This window comes from Clavibacter sp. (genome assembly GCF_014802555.1).
Taxonomy (GTDB): Bacteria; Actinomycetota; Actinomycetes; order Actinomycetales; family Microbacteriaceae; genus Clavibacter; species Clavibacter sepedonicus.
The window spans coordinates 24720-35590 of the sequence record NZ_JAAVCB010000123.1 but is presented as its reverse complement, the minus strand read 5'-3'; the positions used below and the strand labels follow the sequence as shown (position 1 = coordinate 35590).

Annotated in this window: 10 protein-coding genes; 7 read left to right on the top strand and 3 right to left on the bottom strand. The window is 72.4% G+C overall.

The window, feature by feature from the left end; translation table 11 throughout:
- Positions 1 to 1200, bottom strand: a 1200-nt coding sequence (locus HDR73_RS13685; protein ID WP_287136467.1) for a dipeptidase, incomplete at its 3' end; no start/stop codon positions are given.
- 7 nt (positions 1201 to 1207) lie between these two features.
- On the bottom strand, positions 1208 to 2212 hold the full coding sequence (locus tag HDR73_RS13680; protein WP_012298309.1) for an aldo/keto reductase: 1005 nt from the start codon (positions 2210 to 2212) through the stop codon (positions 1208 to 1210).
- A gap of 107 nt (positions 2213 to 2319) precedes the next feature.
- Between HDR73_RS13680 and HDR73_RS13675 the strand changes: the two genes are divergently transcribed.
- The 7 genes from HDR73_RS13675 to HDR73_RS13645 all read left to right on the top strand — a co-directional run bounded on the left by HDR73_RS13675 (position 2320) and on the right by HDR73_RS13645 (position 8608).
- Positions 2320 to 2688: a hypothetical protein gene (locus HDR73_RS13675; RefSeq protein WP_041464400.1), complete on the top strand. Its 369-nt coding sequence runs from the start codon at positions 2320 to 2322 to the stop codon at positions 2686 to 2688.
- An 85-nt stretch (positions 2689 to 2773) separates the two neighbouring features.
- A complete protein-coding gene (locus HDR73_RS13670) occupies positions 2774 to 4957 on the top strand; it encodes an alpha-galactosidase (RefSeq protein WP_012298307.1) in 2184 nt (727 codons plus the stop codon).
- Between the two features lie 262 nt (positions 4958 to 5219).
- The gene (locus HDR73_RS13665; protein WP_041464399.1) at positions 5220 to 5447 is read left to right on the top strand and encodes a hypothetical protein; all 228 of its coding nucleotides are present in this window, start codon (positions 5220 to 5222) and stop codon (positions 5445 to 5447) included.
- 238 nt (positions 5448 to 5685) lie between these two features.
- Positions 5686 to 6483, top strand: a complete 798-nt coding sequence (locus HDR73_RS13660) for a hypothetical protein (RefSeq protein WP_133064113.1) — start codon at positions 5686 to 5688, stop codon at positions 6481 to 6483.
- Between the two features lie 104 nt (positions 6484 to 6587).
- A complete protein-coding gene (locus tag HDR73_RS13655) occupies positions 6588 to 7256 on the top strand; it encodes a hypothetical protein (protein ID WP_041464397.1) in 669 nt (222 codons plus the stop codon).
- Positions 7253 to 7945, top strand: coding sequence for a hypothetical protein (locus tag HDR73_RS13650; RefSeq protein ID WP_012298306.1), 693 nt, complete (start codon positions 7253 to 7255; stop codon positions 7943 to 7945). The genes HDR73_RS13655 and HDR73_RS13650 overlap by 4 nt, the downstream gene beginning before the upstream one ends.
- A gap of 18 nt (positions 7946 to 7963) precedes the next feature.
- Positions 7964 to 8608, top strand: a complete 645-nt coding sequence (locus HDR73_RS13645) for an ATP-binding cassette domain-containing protein (RefSeq protein ID WP_012298305.1) — start codon at positions 7964 to 7966, stop codon at positions 8606 to 8608.
- Between the two features lie 42 nt (positions 8609 to 8650).
- Here HDR73_RS13645 and HDR73_RS13640 read toward each other — a convergent pair whose 3' ends face one another.
- Entirely contained in the window at positions 8651 to 10843 is a 2193-nt protein-coding gene (locus tag HDR73_RS13640; RefSeq protein WP_012298304.1) for an ATP-dependent Clp protease ATP-binding subunit, read from the bottom strand.
- Between the last annotated feature and the right edge of the window lie 28 nt (positions 10844 to 10871).

Genomic DNA, 10871 nt, shown 5'->3' with positions numbered 1-10871 from the left:
CGCCCCCGCGTCCGCGTCCGCGCGCGACACGTCGTCGTCCGCGTCGGCGGCCCGCAGCACGCGCAACGCGTTGCCGCCCGCGAGCGCGCGGAGGTCGTCGTCCGACCAGCCGCGCTCGGCGAGCGCCGCGATGAGCGCGGGGTAGCGCGACACGTCGTCGAGCCCGTCGGGCGTGCAGTCGACGCCGTCGTAGTCGCCGCCGAGGCCCACGTGCCGGGGCCCGGCGACCTCGCGGATCCGCTCCACGTGCCGCACGACGTCGGCCAGCGTCGCGCGCGGCCGCTCCCCGGGCCGGCGGGCGGCGACGGCCTGCACGCCCTCGTGGTCACGCGGATCCACGCCCTCCGACACGGCCAGCGCCAGCGTCTCGTCGTGCCACGCAGCCACCGCGGGCGACACGAACTGCGGCACGAACGTGGCCATGCAGACGCCGCCGTTCGCGGGCAGCGCGGCGAGCACGTCGTCGGGCACGTTCCGCGGCACGTCGCACTCGGCGCGCGCCCCGGAGTGCGAGAACAGCACCGGCCGGCGGGCGATCCGCAGCGCGTGCCGCATCACGTCGGCCGACACGTGCGAGAGGTCGACGAGCATGCCGATCCGCTCCATCTCGGCGACGACCCGCTCGCCGGATGCGCTCAGGCCGTGGTGCACGGGTGCGTCGGTGGCCGAGTCGGCCCAGGCCACGTTCGCGTTGTGCGTGAGGGTCATGTACCGGACGCCGAGCGCGCGCATCGTGCGGAGCGCGCCGAGGGATCCGCCGATCGAGTGGCCGCCCTCCATGCCGAGCAGCGACGCGACGCGGCCGGAGGCGACGACGCGGTCCACGTCGTCGGCCGTCACGGCGAGCGCGAGCCGATCGGGGTGCGCGGCGACGAGGCGGCGCACGACGTCGATCTGCTCGATGGTCGAGCGCACCGGGTCGATCCCGGGCAGGTTTGGCACCCACACCGACCAGAACTGGGCAGCCACCCGGCCGCGGGCGAGCCGCGGCAGGTCGGTGTGCAGGCCGGGCACGGCATCCTCCACCGCGAGGCGCGCGATCACGTCGTCGGCGACGGACGCGCTCGGCCCGCCCTCCCGCACCGCGCGTTCGCGGAGCGCCCACACGAGGTCGTCGTGGCCGTCGACGATCCCCTGCGCGTCGAGGATCCGCGCGACGCGGTCGGCCAGCGCGGTCGAGGGGGCGGGTGCGTCCGTCATCCGCGGATCAGCGCCCGGTGCCGTCGACCGCGAGCGGCTCGATGGCCGCCAGCTCGTCGTCGGTCAGCGCGGGAGCGCCCGCGGCGGCCACGTTCTGCTCCAGCTGCTCCACGCTCGACGCGCCGATGAGCGCGCTCGTGATCCCCGGGTGCCGCAGCACCCACGACAGCGCGAGCTGCGCGAGCGTCTGCCCGCGCCCCTCGGCCACGGCCTGCAGGCCGCGCGCCCGCTCGAGGTAGACGGAGGAGACGGCGGACTCGTCGAGGAACCCGCTCGTGGCGGCGCGCGAGTCGGCGGGGATGGATCCCGACAGGTACCGGTCGGTGAGCAGCCCCTGGGCGAGCGGCGAGAACACGATGCAGCCGGATCCCGCCTCCTCCAGCACGGGCAGCAGCCCGCCCTCGACGTGCCGGTTGAACATGGAGTAGCTCGGCTGGTGGATGGTCAGCGGCACCTTGTGCTCGGCGAGCGCCGCGACCGCGCGCTCGGTCTGCTCGGGCGAGTAGTTGCTGATGCCCGCGTACAGCGCCTTGCCCTGGTGCACCGCGGTCGCGAGCGCGCCCATGGTCTCCTCGATGGGCGTCTCGGGATCCGGCCGGTGCGAGTAGAAGACGTCGACGTACTCGAGGCCCATGCGGCCGAGGCTCTGGTCGAGCGACGCCAGCATCGACTTCCGGGATCCCCACTCGCCGTAGGGGCCGTCCCACATGAGGTAGCCGGCCTTGGAGGAGATGACGATCTCGTCGCGGTACGGGCGGAGGTCCTCGGCGAGGATCCGGCCGAACGCGGTCTCGGCGCTGCCGGGAGGCGGGCCGTAGTTGTTGGCGAGGTCGAAGTGCGTGATGCCGAGGTCGAACGCGCGGCGCACGATGGCGCGCTGGGTGTCGATCGGGCGGGCGGTGCCGAAGTTGTGCCAGAGGCCGAGCGAGAGCTCGGGGAGCTTCAGCCCGCTGCGGCCGGAGCGGCGGTACGGCATGGAGGAGTAGCGATCGGGATGAGCGGCGTAGGTCATCCGCCGAGCGTACCGACGGCGGGCGGACGGCCCGGGTGCGCGCCCGCGCGCGGCGGACCCTCCACCCCCTGTCCGCTGGCGGCAAGGCCCTAGGCGGCGGGGGTGGGATGGCCTTCACTGAAGGCGTGCACACCATCCACTACGCCGACGGGCGCTATCTGACGGGCGACGACATCGCCCGGGCGGTCGTCGAGTGCGCCCAGGAGCTCGCGCGCGCGGGCGCGGCGGCGGCGACCGTGACGGTGCCCGTCTGGCTGCCCCAGGGCGGGGTGGGCTCGGTCGATCTCCTCATCGGCCCGGCCAGCCAGATCGTGGCGGAGCCGGTGGGGCCGTCGGAGGACGAGCTGCGCGACCCGGAGGCCGTCGAGCGGATCCGCGCCCACACCCTGCGCGCCCGCCGGTCGCAGCCGGGCACGAGCGTCAGCGCCGACCGGCAGGACGGGACGGCCGTGCCGGCGCTGGAGGACCTGGACTGACGGCACGCGCGCCGCCTCAGCGCGCGCATCCGCGTCGGCACGGGAGGATGGATCCATCCCCACCCGCATCGACGCGAGGAGCACCATGCCCGACACCGCCGTCCCCTCCGCCCTCCTCCACCTCCGGGCATCCGGCGTCTCGCTCGTGCTCGACCTCACGGAGGGCCGCCTCCCGGCCGTCGTGCACTGGGGCGCCGACCTCGGCGACACCACCCCGGCCGACCTCGAGACCATGGTGCGCGCGGACCTCGCGCCGTTCGCGGGCAGCGTCGCCGACGATCCCATCCGCCTCGCGATCCTGCCCGAGGCGCACACCTCGTGGACGGGCAAGCCCGGCCTCGAGGGCCACCGCGACGGCGCCGACTGGTCGCCGCTCTTCCGCGTCACCTCGGCCACCGTCGACGGCGATCCGCTCCCCGTCGGCGTCGACGGGCGCCCGGGATCCGCGTCCACCGGCCCCGCGCTCGTGCACGTCGACGCGGTCGACGAGGTCGCGGGGCTCGGCCTCGCTCTCGACGTCGAGCTGCTGGCGTCCGGCCTCGTCCGCAAGCGCGCGGAGGCCACGAACCTCGGCGACACGACCTATGACCTCGGCGGCGTCACGCTCGCGCTGCCGCTGCCGCCCGAGGCCCGCGAGATCCTCGACTTCGCCGGACGCTGGGGCCTCGAGCGCACGCCGCAGCGCCGGGAGCTGGTGGTGGGGATCCACGAGCGCGAGGGCCGCAAGGGCCGCACCGGACCCGACGCCGCGACCCTGCTGTCCGTCGGCACGCCCGGCTTCGGCTTCCGCCACGGCGACGTGCGCGGCGTGCACGTCGCGTTCAGCGGCAACCACCGGCACTACGCCGAGCGCCTCTCCACCGGCCGGCAGGTGATCGGCGGCGGCGAGCTGCTGCTCCCCGGCGAGGTGCGGCTGGCCGCGGGCGAGTCGTACGCGAGCCCGTGGGTCTACGCGGCGTTCGGCCACGGCCTCGACGACCAGGCCGCCCGCTTCCACCGCCACCTGCGCGCCCGCGAGACGCACCCGCGCCGCGACCGGCCCATGACCATCAACGTGTGGGAGGCCGTCTACTTCGACCACGACCTCGCGCGCCTGACCGACCTCGCGGATCGCGCGGCGGCCCTCGGCGTGGAGCGCTACGTGCTCGACGACGGCTGGTTCCGCCACCGCCGCGACGACCACGCGGGCCTCGGCGACTGGTACCTCGACGAGGGCGTCTGGCCCGACGGCCTCGGCCCGATCATCGACCACGTCACGGGCCTCGGCATGGAGTTCGGCCTGTGGTTCGAGCCCGAGATGGTGAACGAGGACTCCGACCTCGCGCGCGCTTACCCCGAGTGGATCATGCAGACCGGCGGCCGCCTCCCCGTGCGCGCCCGCCAGCAGCAGGTGCTCGACCTCGCGATCCCCGAGGCGTACTCCTACGTGCTCGAGCGGATGACCGCGATCCTCGCCGAGAACGACATCGCCTACATCAAGTGGGACCACAACCGCGACCTCGTCGACGCCGGCATCTCCCCGCGCGGCCAGGCGGGCGTGCACCTGCAGACGCTCGCGGCGTACCGCCTCATGGACGAGCTGCGGGCGCGCTTCCCCGGCCTCGAGATCGAGTCGTGCTCCTCCGGCGGAGCCCGCGTCGACCTCGGCGTGCTCGAGCGCACCGACCGCGTGTGGGTCTCCGACTGCATCGACCCCCTCGACCGCCAGACGATGATGCGCTGGACCATGCAGCTCCTCCCGCCCGAGCTCCTCGGCTCCCACATCGCGTCCGGCGTCAGCCACACCACCGGCCGCGCGCACCGCCTCGCCTTCCGCGCGGGCTCGGCGCTGTACGGCCACCTCGGCATCGAGTGGGACCTCGCGCAGGCCACCGACGAGGAGAACGCCGACCTCGCCGCGTGGATCGCCCTCTACAAGGAGGAGCGCGCGCTGATGCACACGGGCACGGTCGTCCGCGCCGACGAGAGCGACCCGACGCTCCTCGTCTACGGCGCGGTCGCGTCGTCGTCCGACGCGGCGCTGTTCTTCCTCGCGTCGGTCGGCCGCTCCGAGGTCTCCCCGCGCGGCCGCTTCCTGCTGCCGGGCCTCGATCCCGCGCGCCGCTACCGCGTGGAGCCCGTGCGCGTGGACACCCCCGAACCGGGCTTCACCGCGCCCGCCTGGTGGGACGGCGTCGAGCTGACGGGCCAGGCGCTCGCGGCCTCCGGCCTGCACGCCCCGGGGATGCTGCCCGAGTCGATCGCGATCCTGCGGGTGACGGCGGTCTGATCCGGCGGGCGACACGGGCCGCCGCGCACGGCACCGGTCCAGCGCACGTCCCCCTCGAGGAGCTCCTGTGGAGAACCGGCCTCCGATCGCGGCCGCACTTCTAGAGTCGCCCTCGTCGGCGCTCCTGACGCGCCGATGACGAACCTCGAGGCCTCCCTCGACACCAGAACTGCTGCATGATCCACGCACGCGATGACGCTGCCGATGACCTCGTGGTCGCCATGAAACGCCGCCACGCACCTCATCGCAGAAACGGATCCTCATGCGCATCACCACGAAAACCCTCTCCACCACCGCTCTCGTCTGCCTCATCGTCGGGGCCGGAAGCGCCGCCTACGCCGGAACCGGCGACTCGCACTTCGACGCCATCGTGCCGAACCTCCAGCAGCCCTGGAACTCCGCAGCGCAGAACAAGGTGTTCACGAGCACCTCAGCGGCGGTCCACCTCGATTCGGTGGGCTCGGATTACCACATGAACGCGCGCATCTGAAATCAGGGGAATGGCACCTGCGGGGCGGATACGAACACCATCGGAGACGGCGAATCGGCGCCCCTGGACGCCCCGTTCATCGGCGGGACCACCGTCCATCTCCAGCTCCACACGAGCGAATACGCCCTCGTCCGAGTCGAGGCCATCGGGTCCTGGCACAGCAACTGATCGGAGGCGCGGGCCCCACGGGGCCCGCGCCCTCCATCCGAGTACGCGTGAAGGAGAAGAAGACCCCACCATGACCATTACCAATCGACGCAGGACGGTCGGGGCCGTGCAGATCATCGGGGCCGTGGCTCTCTGTTCGACGACCGTCCCGTCTTTGAACAAGGTCGTCGCGCACTCCATCTCGCGAGATCACTTTCAGGCGTTCGGATCCGCGATGCTCACGCCCTGGCTCATCCTCCTGCCGCTCGCCATCGTGGTCGTGACGTGCACGCGCTTCTCCTCTGACCTCGCCCACCGCTTTATCGGCGCTCAGCGGCTCCGTCGCCCGGTGCGGGCGCTCATCCTGGCGCGCCTGGGACAGGCCGGCGCGGTCGGCTTCGCTCTCGCGTTCCTGATGTCCTTCGTCCCCTATCTCCTGGCCTTCCACGTCCTGCCTCTCATCGGGAACCCCGGCATCGATCCGTCGATGTCCTACATGGATGCAGCAGCGGCCGCCGAGTACAGCCGCCACCAGACGGGCTTCGGCGCCGTGCTGCGGCTCGGCGACATCCCCTTCGGCCTGGTCTTCTCGACCTGGACCGGGTTCTGCGGAGCCGTCTACGCGGTGATGGGCATCACCGCCCTGCTCCTCATCCGCAATCGTCTCCTCGCGCTCGCCGCGCCCATGCTCCTGGTCTTCGGACAGACCTTCGCCGCCGCCGTCGTGGGCATGCCGCGACTCGCTCTCTACTACTCGGCGAGCGCGTACGGCCTGTCCTACGACTCCGACCTGCAGATGATGCTCCCGACACTCGTCCTCGCGCTCGTGGTCTCGGCGATCGCCGCCGTCGTCATCCGCCGAGCCCCGCACAGCGGCCGCCTGTCGTAACCCTCTTCGACCGGTCCGCGAGCGTCCCATCGCTCGTCATCGCCGTCCTCGCCGTCGCATCGGGCTCCTACGCGCGCGCCTTCGAGGAGACGTCCGGTCGAGCCGTGCACCTCACGCAGACCAAGGCCATGCTCGACGACGTCACCGACACCCGCTTCCTCGCGAACGTGGTGCTCACCGTGTGGCTCGTCGCCCTCGTCGTGCGCGCGCCTGCCGACACCGGAGCCCAGAGGTTGATCCGTCACGGGAGCTACATGAGGGCCGTCGGCGCCGCCTGCCGGGACGGTCTCCTGTGGGCGCTCGCCGTCGTGCCCGTGGTGCTGGCCGCGATGTACGTCACGACTCTCGGCCTGCCCGCGGCGGACGACGGCAGCCACGGGATCGACAGCTATCCGGTGGAGCTGCAGAGTCCGGGCTGGCCGTGGCTCGCGGCGCTCGTCGCGACGGTCGTCCTGGCCATCAGCCTGCTCCTCGTCCTTCAGCTCATCTCGCTCACGCTGCACCTGGTGTCACCCGTCCGCGGCATCGACGTCGCCTTCGCGGTCGCGGTCGCGGTGATCGCGCTGCTGTCGGCCGCTGGATTCGTCGACGCGGGCTCACCGCTCAACCTGGGACAGCTCACGACCGTCCTCTCGATCGTGGCCGCTCCCGGCGCCGCCGCCGTCAGCTGGGCGATCACGCTCGCCGCATGCGCCGTGTGCGTCGTCGTCCTGCGGGGCATGGATCGCCGGCGCCGTTCCCTGCCCGCTCTCATCGGCCGGCGACGGCCGTGAGGGCATGGATCGTGCTCGCGGTCGCCGCGATCGGCGCCCTCACGGGGCTGATGCTGCTGCCGGCCGACCCCTCGCTCGGCTCGTCCGCCGCGGACCGGCTCGCCGACGCCCTCTCCGGCGACGGGACGATCCTGCGGTGCCTGGGCGGTCTGATCGTCTACGGGGGCTTCGCGTTCGTCGTCCAGCTGCGCGAGTCCGAGGAGTCAGGCGGGGTGGCGTACCAGCGGCTGCTCCGCCACGGATCGCCGGCTCGCTGGGCGCGTTCGCGGACCGCTCACCACGTGCGTGCCGCGGCGGCGTACCTGGCGACGATCGCCGCGGCAGGTCTCGCCGTCGCGATGTCCACCGGATCCGCCGCGCTGCTCCCCGATGCCGACCGCCTCGCTCTCCTCGCCTGCCATTTCGCCGTCGGCGGCATGCTGCAGCTCTCCGCCTACTCGACGGGCACGCTCGTCGTCGCCTGGCTCGCGCGCGGTGCCGCGGCGGGGCTGATCACGATCGCGGTGATCGTCGCCGGCGGGGCCCTCCAGCTCCGAACGAGCACGTGGCTGCCCGTACAGCTCGCCGACATGGCCGTGACCCGAGGCGGGTGGGACGCAGTCGGGCAGGCCACCCTGACGCTGGCACTCGCAGCTGCCCTTCTCCGCCTCGCGCTGTCCGCGCTCGTCCGCACCGTCCCGCACGCGTAGATCTCGACAAGGAGAACCATGGCGATCATCACCCTCACCGGCGTCACGAAGGGCTTCCGCGGCGTCACCCTCTTCGAGGGGGTCGACCTCGCGCTGGAACGCGGCCGCACCTACGGCCTCGTCGGCCCCAACGGCTGCGGCAAGTCCGTGCTGTTCAAGCTGATCTGCGGGTTCCTGCGGCCGGACGCCGGCGTCATCGACATCGATCCCGCTCTCCTGTCGCCGGGCCGCACATTCCCCGACCGCTTCGGCGCGATCATCGACGGGCCGGCGTACCTGGCCCATCGCACGGGGCTGCAGAACTTGACCGAGCTAGCCGCGATCCGGAAGCGGATCACCGTCGACGAGGTGCGCGACGCGATGCGGGCGATGGGGCTCGACCCGGACTCCCGCACCCGCGTCCGCAGCTACTCGATCGGGATGAAGCAGAAGCTGTCGCTCGCGCAGGCGCTCATGGAACGGCCCGAGGTGCTACTGCTCGACGAGCCCTACAACGCGCTGGATGCCGAGAGCGTCGAGCGTCTGACCGAGGAGCTGCACCGGCAGAATGCGATCGGCACGACGATCCTCTTCACCAGCCACGAACGCGAGCACATCGATGCCCTCAGCGACGAGGTGCTGGAGATCTCCGGCGGTCGGATCCGGCCCGCCGCGCGCCACTGACGGACGAGCGCGGCGGGCCGCATCGAGATCGGACGCCGGGCGTCAGGCGCCGGGCGCCGCATCCTCCGGCTCGTCGCTCCACGCGCGCGCGACCGTGAGGCCGTCGCCGTCGGGTGCGAGGTCGACCCGCACCGCGTCGCCGTCTCGGATGTCGCCCGCGAGCAGCTCGCGCGCGAGGCGGTCGTCGATCTCGCGCTGCATGAGGCGGCGCAGCGGGCGCGCGCCGTACAGCGGATCGTGGCCGCGCTCGGCGAGCCAGCGGCGCGCGTCGGGCGTGACGCCGAGCGCGAGCCGGCGGTCCGAGAGGCGCACGCCGAGCCGGTCGATGTAGAGCTCCACGATCTGCGCGAGGTCGTCCATCGACAGCGTCTGGAACACCACGATGTCGTCGAGCCGGTTCACGAACTCCGGCTTGAACGTCTGGCGCACGAGCTGCTGCACGGCCTGCTCGCGCTGGTCGAGCGGCAGCGTGGCGTCGCTGATGAACTGCGAGCCGAGGTTGCTGGTGAGCACCAGGATCACGTTGCGGAAGTCGACCGTGCGGCCCTGGCCGTCGGTGAGCCGGCCGTCGTCGAGCACCTGCAGCAGCACGTCGAACACCTCGGGGTGCGCCTTCTCGACCTCGTCGAGCAGCACCACCGAGTACGGGCGCCGCCGCACGGCCTCGGTGAGCTGGCCGCCCTGCTCGTAGCCGACGTACCCGGGAGGCGCTCCGACGAGCCGCGACACGGCGAACTTCTCGCCGTACTCGCTCATGTCGATGCGCACCATCGCCTTCTCGTCGTCGAACAGGAACTCGGCGAGCGCCTTCGCGAGCTCCGTCTTCCCGACGCCCGTGGGCCCGAGGAAGAGGAAGGACCCGGTGGGCCGGTCGGGATCCGAGATGCCGGCCCGCGTGCGCCGCACCGCGTCCGCGACGGCCCGCACGGCCTGCTTCTGCCCGATGAGCCGCTTGCCCAGCTCCTGCTCGAGGTGCAGCAGCTTCTCGGTCTCGCCCTGGAGCAGCCGGCCGACGGGGATCCCCGTCCACGCCGCGACGACCGCCGCCACATCCTCGGCCGTCACCTGCTCGTTCACCATGCGGTCCTCGGCCGACGGCACCGACTCGGCGGCCTCCGCCTGCGCGACCTCGCGCTCGATCACGGGGATCTCGCCGTAGAGCAGGCGCGACGCCTTCTCCAGGTTGCCCTCGCGCTGGGCCCGCTCGGCGCGGATCCGCAGCTCGTTGAGCTCGTCCTTCAGCTTGCCGACGCGGTTGACGCTGGCCCGCTCCGCCTCCCAGCGGCGCTGCAGCTCGCCGAGCGTCTGCTCGCGCGCCGCGACGTCCTCGCGCAGCTTCGCGAGCCGCGCCTTCGACGCCTCGTCCTTCTCGCGCTTGAGCGCGAGCTCCTCGAGCCGCATCCGGTCGACCGCGCGCCGCAGCTCGTCGATCTCCACGGGCGACGAGTCGATCTCCATCCGCAGCCGCGACGCGGCTTCGTCGATGAGGTCGATGGCCTTGTCGGGCAGCTGGCGGGCGGGGATGTAGCGATTCGAGAGGGACGCGGCCGCGACGAGCGCCGCATCCGTGATGGGCACCTGGTGGTGCGCCTCGTACCGGCCCTTGAGCCCACGGAGGATCGCGATGGTGTCCTCGACGGAGGGCTCCCCCACGTACACCTGCTGGAACCGGCGCTCGAGGGCGGCATCCTTCTCGATGTACTGGCGGTACTCGTCGAGCGTGGTCGCGCCGATGAGGCGCAGCTCGCCGCGCGCGAGCATGGGCTTCAGCATGTTCGACGCGGCCACGGATCCCTCGCCGCCGCCCGCCCCCATGAGCGTGTGCAGCTCGTCGACGAACGTGATGATCTCGCCGTCGGCGTCGTCGATCTCCTTCAGCACCGCCTTCAGCCGCTCCTCGAACTCCCCGCGGTACTTGGCTCCGGCGACGAGCGCCGCGAGGTCCAGCGACACCAGCTGCTTGCCCTTGAGCGAGTCGGCCACGTCGCCCGCGACGATGCGCTGCGCGAGGCCCTCGACGACGGCGGTCTTGCCGACGCCGGGCTCGCCGATGAGCACCGGGTTGTTCTTGGTGCGCCGCGTGAGCACCTGGCTGATGCGCCGGATCTCCGCGTCGCGTCCGATGACCGGGTCGAGCTTGCCGCTCTTCGCGATCTCGGTCAGGTTCACCCCGTACTGCTCGAGCGCGGTCTTCGCGTTCTCGTCGGTGGCGGGTGCGCCCTGCATGTTGGCCACTGCGTTCCCCTTCGGTATTACTTGAGTC

Bases quoted from the DNA above. Each gene is read 5' to 3' on its own strand.
- HDR73_RS13680 (WP_012298309.1), bottom strand. From the start codon at position 2,212: ATGACCTACGCCGCTCATCCCGATCGCTACTCCTCCATGCCGTACCGC.
- HDR73_RS13675 (WP_041464400.1), top strand. From the start codon at position 2,320: ATGGCCTTCACTGAAGGCGTGCACACCATCCACTACGCCGACGGGCGC.
- HDR73_RS13670 (WP_012298307.1), top strand. From the start codon at position 2,774: ATGCCCGACACCGCCGTCCCCTCCGCCCTCCTCCACCTCCGGGCATCC.
- HDR73_RS13665 (WP_041464399.1), top strand. From the start codon at position 5,220: ATGCGCATCACCACGAAAACCCTCTCCACCACCGCTCTCGTCTGCCTC.
- HDR73_RS13660 (WP_133064113.1), top strand. From the start codon at position 5,686: ATGACCATTACCAATCGACGCAGGACGGTCGGGGCCGTGCAGATCATC.
- HDR73_RS13645 (WP_012298305.1), top strand. From the start codon at position 7,964: ATGGCGATCATCACCCTCACCGGCGTCACGAAGGGCTTCCGCGGCGTC.